Annotated in this window: 14 protein-coding genes; 9 read left to right on the forward strand and 5 right to left on the reverse strand. The window is 59.8% G+C overall.

What is annotated here, in order from left to right:
- Position 1: 1 nt before the first annotated feature.
- From FIU93_RS15800 to FIU93_RS15810, 3 genes are all read right to left on the reverse strand, one after another.
- Positions 2 to 1078 carry a DUF2336 domain-containing protein gene (locus FIU93_RS15800; RefSeq protein ID WP_152506111.1) on the reverse strand — a complete coding sequence of 359 codons (1077 nt, stop codon included), beginning with the start codon at positions 1076 to 1078 and terminating at the stop codon, positions 2 to 4.
- Positions 1079 to 1183: 105 nt separating this feature from the next.
- Positions 1184 to 1906, reverse strand: a complete 723-nt coding sequence (gene fliP, locus FIU93_RS15805) for a flagellar type III secretion system pore protein FliP (protein WP_055656672.1) — start codon at positions 1904 to 1906, stop codon at positions 1184 to 1186.
- 44 nt (positions 1907 to 1950) lie between these two features.
- Positions 1951 to 3810 carry a flagellar biosynthetic protein FliO gene (locus tag FIU93_RS15810; RefSeq protein WP_152506112.1) on the reverse strand — a complete coding sequence of 620 codons (1860 nt, stop codon included), beginning with the start codon at positions 3808 to 3810 and terminating at the stop codon, positions 1951 to 1953.
- Positions 3811 to 4233: 423 nt separating this feature from the next.
- Between FIU93_RS15810 and flgB the strand changes: the two genes are divergently transcribed.
- From flgB to chrA, 9 genes are all read left to right on the forward strand, one after another.
- The gene (gene flgB / locus FIU93_RS15815; RefSeq protein ID WP_023000722.1) at positions 4234 to 4638 is read left to right on the forward strand and encodes a flagellar basal body rod protein FlgB; all 405 of its coding nucleotides are present in this window, start codon (positions 4234 to 4236) and stop codon (positions 4636 to 4638) included.
- Positions 4639 to 4670: 32 nt separating this feature from the next.
- Positions 4671 to 5081, forward strand: coding sequence for a flagellar basal body rod protein FlgC (gene flgC, locus FIU93_RS15820; protein WP_023000723.1), 411 nt, complete (start codon positions 4671 to 4673; stop codon positions 5079 to 5081).
- Positions 5082 to 5115: 34 nt separating this feature from the next.
- A complete protein-coding gene (locus tag FIU93_RS15825; RefSeq protein ID WP_031269190.1) occupies positions 5116 to 5436 on the forward strand; it encodes a flagellar hook-basal body complex protein FliE in 321 nt (106 codons plus the stop codon).
- A gap of 24 nt (positions 5437 to 5460) precedes the next feature.
- On the forward strand, positions 5461 to 5727 hold the full coding sequence (fliQ, locus tag FIU93_RS15830; RefSeq protein ID WP_023000725.1) for a flagellar biosynthesis protein FliQ: 267 nt from the start codon (positions 5461 to 5463) through the stop codon (positions 5725 to 5727).
- Positions 5728 to 5740: 13 nt separating this feature from the next.
- Positions 5741 to 6514: a flagellar biosynthetic protein FliR gene (gene fliR / locus FIU93_RS15835; protein WP_023000726.1), complete on the forward strand. Its 774-nt coding sequence runs from the start codon at positions 5741 to 5743 to the stop codon at positions 6512 to 6514.
- A gap of 9 nt (positions 6515 to 6523) precedes the next feature.
- Positions 6524 to 7603 carry a flagellar biosynthesis protein FlhB gene (gene flhB / locus FIU93_RS15840; protein WP_023000727.1) on the forward strand — a complete coding sequence of 360 codons (1080 nt, stop codon included), beginning with the start codon at positions 6524 to 6526 and terminating at the stop codon, positions 7601 to 7603.
- A 153-nt stretch (positions 7604 to 7756) separates the two neighbouring features.
- Positions 7757 to 10309, forward strand: a complete 2553-nt coding sequence (gene cckA, locus FIU93_RS15845) for a cell cycle histidine kinase CckA (RefSeq protein WP_023000728.1) — start codon at positions 7757 to 7759, stop codon at positions 10307 to 10309.
- 52 nt (positions 10310 to 10361) lie between these two features.
- Entirely contained in the window at positions 10362 to 10697 is a 336-nt protein-coding gene (locus FIU93_RS15850; protein WP_152506113.1) for a cupin domain-containing protein, read from the forward strand.
- Between the two features lie 237 nt (positions 10698 to 10934).
- On the forward strand, positions 10935 to 12179 hold the full coding sequence (chrA, locus tag FIU93_RS15855; protein ID WP_152507613.1) for a chromate efflux transporter: 1245 nt from the start codon (positions 10935 to 10937) through the stop codon (positions 12177 to 12179).
- A gap of 15 nt (positions 12180 to 12194) precedes the next feature.
- Here the strand turns inward: chrA and FIU93_RS15860 are convergent, their stop codons facing one another.
- Positions 12195 to 12734: a hypothetical protein gene (locus FIU93_RS15860; protein ID WP_152506114.1), complete on the reverse strand. Its 540-nt coding sequence runs from the start codon at positions 12732 to 12734 to the stop codon at positions 12195 to 12197.
- A 4-nt stretch (positions 12735 to 12738) separates the two neighbouring features.
- Positions 12739 to 13368: a lysophospholipid acyltransferase family protein gene (locus tag FIU93_RS15865; protein WP_023000732.1), complete on the reverse strand. Its 630-nt coding sequence runs from the start codon at positions 13366 to 13368 to the stop codon at positions 12739 to 12741.
- Positions 13369 to 13400: the final 32 nt, after the last annotated feature.

Consider the following 13400-nt stretch of genomic DNA (forward strand, 5'->3'; position numbering starts at 1 on the left):
GTCAGGTGACTGCCTTCACAAGCGACTGTGACGGCGGCTGACCAGGGTTTTGATGCGGTTTCTTGAGTTCGGACTTGTAGCGCATGACGAGTTCGGGAATGGACCGAGTGCTTCGGTCCAGCCACTCGCAGCGTGCTTTCAGGAAGTCGCGATAGGTCTTTTCATGGATGCCGGTCTGCAGCATCAGGCGCATGATCGCACCATCCGCATCGGATTTCAGCGTGTCGGAAACAACCTCGTCGGCGAGGTTGATCTTGCGGCTAATCAGCCAGATGGCCGCATCAAGGCGGCCTTCTTCGAACAGAGTTCGCAGAATTGCATCGAAGGACAACTCGCCGTTCGCAATCTGGATGCTGGCTTCGTGGCGCGAATAGGTGATGCCATCGAGGTCGATGCTGCCGTCGTGTCGTTCTTCGATGGTCTTCGCCAGGCGCTGCAGTTCGCCGGTTTCCAGGGCCTTCTTGAGGGGAGGCGGGATCAGCGGACAGTTGGTCTCCAGAATGTCCATCTGGGTTTGGAGAAATTCTTCGTCTTCCAGTGCACGCCTTGCAATGCCGGCGAGCACGTCTGCTTCCGTGTTTGCAAAGATCAGCAGGGCGAGTGTGCCCCGGACTGAAAAGGGCGCTGCCATATTATGGAGGAGCTCGTGGACCACATCCCGGCTGGCCCGCGCAATCATCGTGTCGGTCATCTCTTCGGAAAGATCAGGTCTCTTTGCCGTTGACTTGCGCTTGTCGTTGCCGCCGTTTTTGGCGATCTGCATGAGACCGTTCTGGCTGATCATCGGCGAGCATTCGATCACCGGTTCCGACAGTTCGTAATCTTCCTGGGCGAGCCGGTCCGCAAGGTCGGGGATGATGCGGTCGGTTTTTGCAAGGCGTACGACAAGTTCGTAGCGTGCAGCGCGGTCCAACTGGTCGAAAACCGAGAGAACAATTCGCGAAAACAGTTCCCGCTCCATCTCCGTCGGCTCGTGGTCTTCCGACCGCGCATATTCGCCGACGAGCGTGCGGATGAGTTTTGATCTCGCCTCTGGTTCTTTGATCCGGGCGAGCTGTTCTAATTGTTCTCTTAACACTGTCCTGCCGCTATTAACGAAGGGGCACAGTTCGGGCCCGCACGGCTGTAACTATTACAGTCCTATCTTAATTTTCTTCTACTTTTAACGACTTGGCCGGGTGCTTCAGCCGCCGCCGAAGCTCTTGACCAGCGAGCCTGCCACCAGGTTCCAGCCATCGACAAGTACGAAGAAGATCAGCTTGAACGGAAGAGAGATTACCACCGGCGGCAACATCATCATACCCATGGACATCAATACGGATGCAATCACGAGGTCGATGATGAGAAACGGCAGGTAGAGCAGGAAGCCGATCTCGAAAGCACGTCGCAGTTCGGAGATCATGAAAGCGGGAATGAGCGTGGCCATGGAAAGGTCTTCCGGGCCTTCCGGTGCTTCTTCTCTGCCGGAGAGCTCCTCGAACAGGGCGAGGTCCTTTTCGCGGACCTGGGACAGCATGAACGTCCGGAACGGATCGGAGGCACGCTCGAAGGCCTGCTCGAATTCTATGTCCCCGTCGATGAGCGGTTGAACGCCGGCATCATAGGAGGCCTGCAAGGTAGGCATCATGATGAAGGCCGACAGGAACAGTGCAAGGCTGACCATCACCATGTTGGGCGGGGCCGTCTGCAGGCCGATGGCAGACCGCAAGAGCGACAGCACCACCACGATACGGGTGAAGCTGGTCACCATGACGAGAATGGAAGGCGCCAGCGACAGGATGGTCAGAAGGACAACCATCTGGACGGCGCGTTCCGTCAAGGTGGTGTCATCGCCAAAACCGACCGAGATTTCCTGCGCAGCAGCCGGTCCGGCCAGAACCGCGAGCAATGCGGTCAGCAAAAGCATCAGGCGGATCAGACCGCCAGGCCGCAGGAGCGATTGCAAGCGCATCATCCGTTTGACTGTCCACCCAGTTCGTCGAGGATCTTCGCCATTTCTTCCTCGATGGGATTTCTGTCGCCCAAACCGGCGGAAGGCCTGACAGGCGCCTTGACCGGTGGCGCAGAGCTCGTCACGGGACCGCTGGTTACCGGGGCAGGGGCTGCTACCGATGCCACAGCAGACGGCGCGACCGTTGCAGTAGCGCTTGCGGTTTCTTCCTGCGCCTCTTCAGCCTCGTCGGCAGATGCCTCGTCAGCTGGCATTTCCGCTGCGAAAGACGCTTCGGGCTTGTCCTGAGCCGGGGTGGACGCTTCCGGCACGTCTTCCAGGAGATCGCCGATATCCAGCGAGAGTTCCCTGGAAGGGGCGGCTTCTGCGACCGACTGCGTTTCGGCTGTGGCGCCTTCCTCTTCCAAGGAAGCCGCTGTCCGGGCTTCATCATCCGCCGTGACGTCGGCAGGTTCGATTGCTTCAGTCACTTCGGGCTCTGAAACATCGCTTGAAGAGTGTTGTGCATCGGCCATCTGGACGTTTTCGTCCGCCGTGTCCGCCATCGCCTGGCCAAGGTCGGCGGGCTGGTCCGGTTTCGGCATGCTTTCTTCCGCCGGAGCTTCCTGCGCAGGGGCTTGTTGAGGTGTGGATGCTGCGGTCAAGGTTGCGGCAACGAGCACCGGCTCCACCTTGTGCTCCGGCAGAACCTGCTCAACCGGCTTCAAGAGAGCGGTTTTGGCCCGTGCCGCCGGTCCGGAAGCGGGCGGCGAGATCGTACCGCCATAGGAAGGCCGGTCACGGGCCGTGAACGGGCGTGCCAGGGACTTCAATGTGGAAGCTGTCTTGCTTTCCTGCGGCGCAGAGGGAGACGGAACGGCAGGACGCACTTCCGGCGCTTTTACGGGTGCTGTTGCAGGTTCACTTGCCTGTATCTCAGCTTCCAGGGCAGCAGCAATGTCGACCTTGCCTTCGTCGGTGCTTCGCGGAGGCGAAACTTCCGGCGAAGCAGGCGCAGGAGCGGCTGGTTTAGTGGCGGCCCGGTTGAAGCCGTTCTGAGTGGCGGCACGTAGCAGATCGCTCGCGCGGCCCAGTCCTCCACCGCTTTCCGGCTTGTCGGGGGTGGTCTTGGGGGGCGTTGCCTGTTGGGCCGGGGGCGTCGGGGCTTGTACGGCTGCCGAAGCACTCTCGGCCGCACGCGTGGCGGTAAGCCGGGAGGGAGCGGGTTCCGAATAATTGCGTTGCGGTGCAGCCGAACTCACACTGGGCGCTGCCGGCGTGGCAATCGGGGTGGCTGCTGCCTGATACGAAGGTGAGGCCGGTGCGGATGGCTGTGCCACCGGAGTGGCAGGTTGCGGTGCCGGGGCAGCCTGTTGTGGTGCCGGTGGAGACGGCTGCGCTAGCGGCGCGGCAGACGGAACCGGCGTACGTGCCTGGACTGCGGGCGCTGCGACTTCCTGTTCTTCGAGGAAGTCGTCGGGCCGGGCCGGGATCTCCGGTCCTGGGGCGACTGCGGCCTTGACCGGCATCGGCATGTTCGAGAGAGACGGCTGCCCGGGCCGGGTCTGGGCCAGCGGGGTGTTGCGAACGATATTCTGTTCCACCACAACGTCGCTCGGGCCGCCGACCAGGATGAGATGCTCGATATTGTCCCGGCGAATGAGCAGCAGCCGGCGGCGAGCGTCGACAGAAGCGCTGTCCATGATGGCAATCCGGGGCTGCCGGTTGCGGCTTTGTGGAGCACTTGCCCCCATCAGGCGCTTCAGAATGAAAATAAACAGTCCGAACAGCAGCAGCACGACGGCCAAAGCCAGGATGACTGCAATAGCCTGCGTGATGCCCCCGCTCACGTTGAATGTGGTCTCAATCCAGTTATACATCTTACCCTCGTGCCGCCCCGCTTGCGGTTTGATCGCGTGTGCCGGTTACTCCGGTTTTTTGCCTCAATTGGGGAGGTTTGCCTTTATCCCCAGTAATTCCGGCGGTTGAGCCTGTGCAGGCTCCTGTCTCGCAAACCTCTCGGCTTTTTTGTTTTTCCCCGTTGCGGCGGGAATGTTTTGCCCCGTCGGTACCGGTTCAGCCGCTTGCTGATCTGCTTCGAATCTCTCTAGGACTTAAAGTTAACAGAGGCAGGCAAATTTTGCCTGTTGGCGGCGCCTCTCTTTTTGCGAAATGCAAAGGAAAGTTGCCTCCTCCACTGGTTTTTGAAGGGTTTGGGCCGGAAGAGGTAAATGGCTGTTAACTTTTCATTAACCATTTGAGCGGCAATCATTGCCGGGTTGGTTAACGAATGGTGAATCGGAATGGCCATAACGGATCTGCCGCTGTTCCAGGCATTGAAATCCAAGATGCAGTGGCACCAGACGAGACAGAGCGTGCTGGCGCAGAACATCGCCAACGCGGATACGCCCGGATACATGGCGCGGGACGTGAAGGAATATACCTTCAAGGATCACATCGGACGGCAGTCACTGAACCTGGCGACGACGACGACGGTGGCCGGGCACATTCCCGGGAAGCTGGGAAATACCGGTTCGGCCAAGATCGAGGAAGACGACACCTTCGAAGTCACGCCGAGCGGCAACAGCGTCAATCTGGAAGAGCAGATGATGCACATCACCGAGAACCAGATGGATTACCAGGCTGCGACAACGCTTTACACCAAGGGGCTCGGTCTGATCCGGACCGCGCTTTCCAAGAGTGTATGAGGCAAGGCAGCACAAGCTAGAGGACCGATAACATGGACCTGATCAAATCCCTGTTCATCTCGGCAAGCGGGTTGAGAGCTCAGAACGGGCGCATGCGCATCATCGCGGAGAACATCGCGAATGCGAACTCCACTGCCAAGACGCCTGAAGAACTGCCGTACCGGCGCAAGATCCCGACCTTCAAGAGCCATTTCGACAGGGAAATGGGCGCTGATATGGTCGAGCTGGGCAAGATCGCGGAAGACAACACGGACTTCCGTTCGGTGCACATGCCCGGGCACCCGGCGGCCGATGCCAACGGTTACGTGCTGCAGCCGAACGTCAACACGCTGATCGAAACGACGGACATGCGCGAAGCGCAGCGATCCTACGAAGCCAATCTGAACGTCATCGATTCCACGCGGCGGATGCTGCAGCGGACCATCGATATCCTGCGCGCCTGAGCGGCAGTCCTAATCCGGGAAGGGAGCCTTAGTCATGTCTACTCCGTCGATCGCAAATAATGCCTACCAGATGGCCGCCAAGCTGCAGCAGCAGGCGCGTGCGATCGAGGACAAGGCGGGCGCTCCCGAAGCTGCCGGTCTCGATTTTACCAAGCTGGTGGAAGAGGCTGTCGGCGGTGTCGTCGACAAGGGCCGTGTTGCAGATGACAAGGCTGTCGGCCTTGTCGAGGGCAAGGCTGACGTGGTCGACGTTGTCACCGCGATCGCCGAAACGGAAGTTGCTCTGGAAACGATGGTCGCCGTTCGCGATCGAGTGATTTCCGCCTATGAGGAAATCATGCGGATGCCGATCTGATCCGATGCGGCAAGGGGGCCTTTGATGACCGCTGGTGAAGTTCTCGATCTCGCCCGTGAAGGCGTTTGGACCATGATCCTGGTGGCCGGACCGGTCATGGTCATCGGTCTGTTGGTGGGTGTCGTCATCGCCTTGTTCCAGGCTCTGACGCAAATCCAGGAAATGACGCTGGTTTTCGTTCCCAAGATCCTCGCGATCTTCGTGACGATTCTGATTGCGCTGCCCTTCATGAGCCAGGTTCTGGAGGCATTCATGGGCAGGGTTGCCGAAATGATCCTGACCACCGGTTAGGGCGTGGACCTTCATGACCATCCAGCTCGATTATCTGCCGAATATCGCAGCCATCTTCATGCTGATGTTCGCACGTATGGGCACGATGGTCATGTTGCTGCCGGCTCTGGGCGAAAGCACGATCCCGACACGGTTTCGGCTGACCATTGCCCTGGCGTTGACGATTGTTCTCTACCCCGTCGGTTCGCAGTATTATCCTGCCGACCTGACATCCAATACCTATCGCATGATTGCGCTCCTGTTCGGAGAGCTGGCCATCGGCTTCGGTATCGGCCTGTGCGCCAAGATGATCACGTCCGTCTTGCAGATCGCCGGCATGATCATGGCCAACCAGTCCGGCCTTGCTTTCGCGCTTGGGACGGATTTCGCCAACCAGGGCCAGCAGGGGGCGCTGTTCGGCAACTTCCTGTCCATTCTCGGTATTACGCTGGTCTTCGTCAGCGACAGCCACTTCCTGGTGATCGCGGCGCTCCACGACAGTTTCACGATCTTTCCGCCTGGCCTTGCTCCGCCGGTCGGGGACTTTTCACAGAACGCGACGGAAACCGTTGCGCATGTGTTTTCCATCGCGGTGCGCATGAGCGCGCCTTTTCTGGTTGTCGGTCTGGTTTTCTATTTCGGCCTTGGCCTGCTCAACAAGCTGATGCCGCAGATGCAGATCTTCTTTATCGCCATGCCCGTGAATATCGCGATCGGGCTGTTCCTGCTCATGGTGCTGATCGCAACCCTGATGATGTTCTATCTGGATCATTTTCAGGAATCGCTCGGCAAGTTCATCGTGGGGTAGCGCTGCGCTATGGCTGACGATACCGACGACTCGGAAAAAACAGAGGACCCCACGCACAAGCGCCTGAAAGAGGCGCATGACAAGGGGGACGTACCGAAATCTCAGGAAGTCAGCACCTGGTTCACACTGGCCGGTGCGACGCTGATGATTGCCATTTTCGCGCCCAGCACCGCCGTGTCGCTGGGCGAGTTGATGAAGGGCTACATGGAGCATGCCCACCAGATTGCGGTGGACGGCTACGCGCTGAAAGCCCTGTGGCGGGACACGGGGCAGTCGGTGGCTCTTATCGTCGGCATTCCGCTGCTGGCGCTGGTGATCATGGCTGTGGCGGGCAATCTCGTGCAGCACCAGCCACTGCTGACCGCGGAAACGATCAAGCCGAAATTCTCGAAGGTTTCACCGGCCTCCGGTTTCAAGCGGCTGTTTTCCGCCGACAGTCTTGTCAACTTTGCCAAGGGAATGGTGAAGATTGCTGTTGTCGGCGCCATCATGGTGGCGGTGATGTGGCCGCACCGCGACGAAGCGGAAGTTATGGTGTTCGCCGATACGAACATCATCCTGGAGGAGGCACGGATCCTGATCCTGCAGCTTCTGGCTGCCGTGCTGGCTGTGATGACGGTGGTTGCCGCAGCCGACTTCATCTACCAGCGCAACAAATGGTTCAACAAGCAGAAGATGTCCCTGCGCGAGGTCAAGGAAGAATACAAACAGACCGAAGGTGATCCGCAGGTCAAGGGCAAGATCCGTCAGCTGCGCATGGAGCGGTCGCGCAAGCGCATGATGGCGGCGGTACCGCAGGCCACTGTGGTCGTGACCAACCCGACGCACTATGCTGTGGCGTTGAAGTATGAAGAAGGCATGGGAGCACCGCTCTGCCTTGCGAAAGGTACCGATGCGGTCGCGCTCAAAATTCGTGAGCTCGCCAAGGAAAGCGATATTCCGGTCGTCGAAAATCCGCCTCTGGCCCGCGCGCTTTATGCGACAGTCGAGATCGACCAGGAAGTTCCGGAAGAACACTACAAGGCCGTTGCCGAAGTCATCGGCTTCGTCTTCCGCATGCGCAAGCGCGCATCCTGGCGTGCCAACTAAGTTGCTCTCAAGGATAGCGGACTGAAAAAGTCCGCGGCAAACAGGTGAATTTCAACAGGACTTGGTCGCATATCAGTTGAAATCGGCTATTAAGCACAGAATGCTTATGTACGGCCCCTTCAAGAACCGAATCGGGCCCGGGAGACAGGATTGATGAGTGACATGGACGGGACGCCGAGCGGGCCGATGATCAGCCGCCCGGAACGTTCCGGTAATATAGGCCTTCTCATAGGCCTCGCACTGCTGCTCGTCGGCGCTGCTGCTGCCTTTGCGGTCATGGACCGCGAAGTGGCGCAGCCGTTTATTCTTGCACTGCTCGGTATCCTGGCTGTCGTCGGCGTTTTCTGCCTGTTTGCCGGAGCCATAGGCTTTCTGCGCCTGTCGGCCCGCCCAGGCGAAGCCAATCCGCTTGCCTCCGCTTTTGTCGATACCCTTGAAGACGGAGCGCTCATTACCGATCTGGACGGCCGGCTTGTCTATGCCAACAAGGCCTATGCGGATCTGACCGGCGCTGAAACGGCTGCCGACATCCGTGTGGTCGAGCGTGTGTTTTCCTCCGATCCGGATGCCGCCGACGCCATTTTCCGCCTGTCCCAGGCCATGCGCGACAGCCGCAGGGCGCAAGAAGAGATCCGCATGCCGTTCCCGCTCGGCAGGGCCGACGGCGCTGCGCGCTGGTATCGGGTGTCGATCCGCCCGTTGCAGGTGTCCAAGGAACGCGGCGGCGGCAAACCCATGGCGGTCTGGCAGCTGGCCGATATCACCCGCGACCGGGCCGAACAGGAAAACTCGTTTCAGGAACTGCAGCGCGTCATCAATTTCCTGGATCACGCGCCGGCCGGTTTCTTCTCCTGTGATGCGGAAGGCCGCATCGTCTATCTCAACGCCACCCTGGCCGACTGGCTTGGCTACGATCTTGCCCAGTTCGACGCGGGCGACCTCGATCTTTCGAGCATCGTGCGCGGCGACGGCACCGAGCTGATCCGCTCGATCAAGGGTCAGGCGGGCGAGGTCAAGAGCGAAACCTTTGATCTCGACTTCGTCACCCGCAACGGACGCGGCTTGCCGGTGCGACTGCTCCACCGTGTGCCTTTCGGTGAAAACGGCCAGCCGGGTGACAGCCGCACACTGGTTCTCAACAGGTCTCGCGGTGAGGAAGCCTCCGAGGCGCTTCGGGCGGCGGAAGTCCGCTTTGCCCGTTTCTTCAACAACACGCCGATCGCCATTGCCTCGCTCGACAAGGAAGGCCGGGTCCTGAGAACCAACGCGCCGTTCCTGAAGCTGTTCGGTGCGGTCGATACGGATGACGAATCTCCCAAGCTGGAGGCTTATGTGGCCGAGAGCGGGCGGCAGGAACTGGCAAAGTCTCTCCAGGCTGCTGCCAACGGGATCGGCGAGATTGCGCCGATAGACATTCCCCTGGTAGAGGGCAATGACCCGCGTTCCGCAACCTTCTACGTCTCCGCAGTGCAGGAAGGTGAGGGCGACGGCGAAGCCGCCATCGTCTACGCGCTTGAAACCACCCAGCAGCGAGCCCTGGAAGCCCAGTTCGCCCAGAGCCAGAAGATGCAGGCCATCGGCCAGCTGGCCGGGGGTGTCGCGCATGACTTCAACAACGTCCTGACCGCGATCATCGGCTTCTCGGATCTGCTTCTGGCAAGCCACAGGCCGACCGATCCGTCCTTCCAGGACATCATGAACATCAAGCAGAACGCCAACCGTGCAGCCGGCCTCGTGCGGCAGCTTCTGGCCTTCTCGCGTCGTCAGACGCTTCGTCCGCAGCAGTTGGAGCTGAACGACGTTCTGGCAGATCTCTCCATCCTGCTTGACCGCCTGCTGGGCGAGAAGGTGGAACTGAAGGTGATCCACGGCCGGGACCTGTGGCCGGTCATGGCCGACCTGAACCAGCTGGAGCAGGTGATCGTCAACCTGGCGGTAAACGCGGGCGATGCAATGTCCGACGGTGGCCGTCTGACTATCCGCACGCGCAACGTCAACGAAGCCGAAAGCACTCAGTTCGACAACATCCGCGGCATGCCACCGGGCGAGTACACCCTTGTCGAGGTGGACGACACGGGCCACGGCATTCCGCCCGACGTGATGGAGAAGATCTTCGATCCGTTCTTCTCCACCAAGGAAGTCGGCAAGGGAACGGGCCTTGGCCTGTCGACGGTTTACGGCATCGTCAAACAGACCGGCGGTTTCATTTTCTGTACCTCCGAAGTTGATGTCGGCACGACGTTCCGTCTGTTCCTGCCACGCCACATTCCGAAGGTCGTGGAGAAGAAAAAGCCGGAGCCGAAGGAAGTCGAGCCGGAAAAGGTCAAGGATCTGACCGGTTCCGCATCGATCCTGCTGGTGGAAGACGAGGAGGCCGTGCGTGCCTTTGGCGCCCGTGCCCTCGCGTCGCGTGGCTACACCGTCTACGAGGCGGGCTCGGGCAACGAGGCGCTGGAGGTCATGGAAGAGACAGACGGCAAGATCGACCTCGTGGTCTCCGATGTGGTCATGCCGGAAATGGACGGGCCGACGCTTCTGGTCGAGCTGCGCAAGACCCGTCCGGACCTCAAGATCATCTTCGTGTCCGGTTATGCCGAGGACGCCTTCGAGGAAAACCTGCCACCGGGCGAACAGTTCTTCTTCCTGCCCAAGCCTTTCACGCTGAAGCAGCTTGCGACGACTGTGAAGGATGTCTTGAACGGATAGGTCGACCTGGTCCAGACTTGCCTCAACACCATCCGTTTGAGGCAAGAGGTCCATGCAGCTTCCAGATTTCATCCAAAAGTTTCCAGCTCTAGATGTTCCCTTTCCCGAGGACGTTGTCAGATCCTATGCAGTGCGCTCTGACGCCGGACTGGTCGTTTTTTTCGATTTCGTGAAGGACATGGTCCTGCCGCCGCATTCGCATCTGGCGCAATGGGGCGCTGTCCTGAGCGGCGAGATCGAATTCACCATCGCTGGTGAAACAAGGACGATGGGTCCGGGCGCTATCTACGATATTCCCAGCGGGGCGGAGCACAGTGCGATCATCAAGGCCGGAACCAAGGTGATCGATGTCTTCGAGGAGCCTGACCGCTATCCGGTCAAGGGATAGCACTTCATACAGGCTCTGGTCGCTGCCGCCTGCCACTGTGTTGCACCGGTTCAGGTCTGACGGCATTCGGGTAAGGATTGCAGTTACCCTTCCATCCCGAATGCGTTAGAGGAAGGTCACGACAGGCTGTCTGCGACGAAAAGGGCTGACACGTTGACCGCACATCATGCACCTGGTGAAGGCGCTCCGGGCAAGGATGGAACAGCTTTCGACCAGGAAGCATCCTGGCGGCGGCTGATGTCCGTCTTTGGCAGCATTGGTCTGCTGTCTTTCGGTGGTCCGGCCGCACAGATCGCGCTGATGCACCGCAAGCTGGTTGATGAGACCGGCTGGCTTTCGGAAAAAAGCTACGTCAACGCTCTCGGGTTCTGCATGTTGCTGCCGGGTCCGGAAGCCATGCAACTGGCGACGTACTGTGGCTGGAAACTGCGCGGCGTTGCCGGTGGCTTGCTGGCGGGCCTTCTGTTTGTCGTTCCCGGCGCACTCGCAATTTTCGCACTTGCCGCGGTTTACGGAACCTTCGGCAATGTGCCGCTGGTCAGTCAGCTGTTTCTGGGCATCAAGGCAGCCGTCCTGATCGTGGTTCTGGAGGCGCTGCTACGCCTCTCCAAACGGGCACTCACCATCAGGCGGCAATGGGTCATTGCAGCTCTGGCCTTTGTCGGAATTTTCTTTCTGGCCCTGCCGTTCCCGCTGATTGTTCTGGCCGCCGGGCTTTACGGTGCCGCGTTCAGCGTGGCGCAGACTGAAAGCCTCAGTGAGCCTGGTGTTGCCATTGGCAGACCGATTGCGAAAACGCTCCGCACGGTGTTTCTCTGGGCCTTCATCTGGATCGCGCCGCTGGCGCTGCTGGATCTGGCCGGCAACGTGCCCTTGCTGGCGGATATCGGCTGGTTCTTTTCAAAGCTCGCTGTCGTCACCTTTGGCGGCGCCTATGCGGTGCTTGCCTATATGGCCCAGGACGTCGTCGCCATTCACGGTTGGCTGAGCGCCGGTGAAATGATGGACGGGCTGGGTCTGGCGGAAACAACGCCGGGGCCGCTCATTCTGGTGACCCAGTTCGTCGGCTTTCTGGCGGCCTTTCACGAAGGAGGACTTCTTCTTGGCCTCGCAGGGGGGCTGGTTGCGCTCTGGGCGACCTTTGCTCCCTGTTTTCTCTGGATCTTTGCCGGGGCGCCATACATCGAATGGATCTCGGCGCAGCCGAGGCTCAAGTCGGCACTTTCGGCCATCGTAGCGGCGGTGGTCGGCGTCGTGCTCAATCTGTCGGTCTGGTTCGCGCTGCATGTCTTCTTCGAAGAGGTCACGGCGACAAAGTGGGGTGTCGTGACACTCTGGATCCCGGACCTTGCCAGCCTCGACTGGCGCGTGCCGGTCCTCGCGGCCCTGTGTGGCCTGTTGCTCCTGCGGTTTCACATGGGGCTGATCTGGGTGCTGCTGACGGCGGCACTTGGCGGGGTGCTGCTGTCACAAGTGGGATGAGGGGTCTGTGCCCGCTCACCAGCCCGCGGTGAGAAAATAGTTGGCATAGACAAATGGCCAGACCGCAAGGCAAAGGGCGAGCTTTCTCCTGTCGCTGAGACGGGCGCCGACAAGTCGGGACACTGACCAGGAAATGAAGGCGACAAGGACAAACCTTGGTAGCCGCGCCACCGGCGAGACAAGAAAAAGCGATTGTGCGGGGATCGAGGCATAGCCCGCTTCGGCCGAAAGAACCTTGTAAGGGATGCCGCTGAAGGCTCCCCCGAGCAATCCCTCGAACAGGCCTGCCTGCAGCAGCTGCCTGGCCATTTCAAATGTTGATCCGGAAATCCCGGGCACCAGCAGCAGCACCTGAAGCGTTTCTTCCGGAAAATGCTGTGCGCAGGTCCAGACCAACAGACCGCCGAACGCGGCCGCGAAGGACGCCAGAAGCGCCGCTACCATGGCCTTGCGTAGGGAGCGAAGCGCGATGATGCTCAAAAGCGCGTCGGGAGCGATGAAGAACAGCGTTGCCTCGGCAAAGCTCCAGAGCGCAGCCAGGCAGAAAAGTGCCAACTTACTATTCCCAGGATGCAAAGGTCTTTTCCGTCGAGAGTGCGTTAAAGCGCTCCTTCAACCCGGTCATAAAATGAGTCCGGTCCTCGTTCCAAGTGATTGGTTCCCCGACGAAAATATCGCAGAAGAACGGCACCAGCAGGAACGACCCCTTCGGCAAGGCCTTGCCGAGGCCGTGGGTGAAGACGGGCACGACCGGTGCTTCCGGGAACCGTTCGGCAAGAAAGGATACGCCTTTCTTGAGATCCGTCATCTGTTCCGGTTCGCCGCGCGAACCTTCGGGAAACAGGATCAGAACCTTGCCCTGACGCAGAACCTCGTAGCAGCCTTCCAGCGGGTCGACATTCTTCTCTTTCCGGCCACGCTCCACTGGGATAATGCCGAGGACATGTTCCGACAGCCAGGCCTTGAGAGGGGAGGAGAAGAAATAATCTGCCGCCGCAACCGGCTTGATGTCCTTCAGCTTCGACAGGGGCATCAAGGCCATCAGCACCATCGTATCCAGATGGCTGTTGTGGTTGGCAACGATGATCGCCGGACCGTTGGCCGGCAGCAGTTCCTTGCGACGCACGTTCAGCCCGAGCAGGAACAGGACCGCGATCTTGACGAAAATGTAGAAGATTTTCTGGAGCATCAATGGAGGTTCCTGAATGCTGACGGTCGAGC

Source organism: Labrenzia sp. THAF35, from assembly GCF_009363595.1.
GTDB lineage: Bacteria > Pseudomonadota > Alphaproteobacteria > Rhizobiales > Stappiaceae > Roseibium > Roseibium algicola.

Coding starts and splice junctions, on each gene's coding strand:
- fliQ (WP_023000725.1), top strand. CDS start 5,461: ATGACCGCTGGTGAAGTTCTCGATCTCGCCCGTGAAGGCGTTTGGACC.
- FIU93_RS15850 (WP_152506113.1), top strand. CDS start 10,362: ATGCAGCTTCCAGATTTCATCCAAAAGTTTCCAGCTCTAGATGTTCCC.
- flgC (WP_023000723.1), top strand. CDS start 4,671: ATGGACCTGATCAAATCCCTGTTCATCTCGGCAAGCGGGTTGAGAGCT.
- fliR (WP_023000726.1), top strand. CDS start 5,741: ATGACCATCCAGCTCGATTATCTGCCGAATATCGCAGCCATCTTCATG.
- FIU93_RS15825 (WP_031269190.1), top strand. CDS start 5,116: ATGTCTACTCCGTCGATCGCAAATAATGCCTACCAGATGGCCGCCAAG.
- chrA (WP_152507613.1), top strand. CDS start 10,935: ATGTCCGTCTTTGGCAGCATTGGTCTGCTGTCTTTCGGTGGTCCGGCC.
- flgB (WP_023000722.1), top strand. CDS start 4,234: ATGGCCATAACGGATCTGCCGCTGTTCCAGGCATTGAAATCCAAGATG.
- FIU93_RS15810 (WP_152506112.1), bottom strand. CDS start 3,810: ATGTATAACTGGATTGAGACCACATTCAACGTGAGCGGGGGCATCACG.
- flhB (WP_023000727.1), top strand. CDS start 6,524: ATGGCTGACGATACCGACGACTCGGAAAAAACAGAGGACCCCACGCAC.
- cckA (WP_023000728.1), top strand. CDS start 7,757: ATGAGTGACATGGACGGGACGCCGAGCGGGCCGATGATCAGCCGCCCG.
- fliP (WP_055656672.1), bottom strand. CDS start 1,906: ATGCTTTTGCTGACCGCATTGCTCGCGGTTCTGGCCGGACCGGCTGCT.
- FIU93_RS15865 (WP_023000732.1), bottom strand. CDS start 13,368: ATGCTCCAGAAAATCTTCTACATTTTCGTCAAGATCGCGGTCCTGTTC.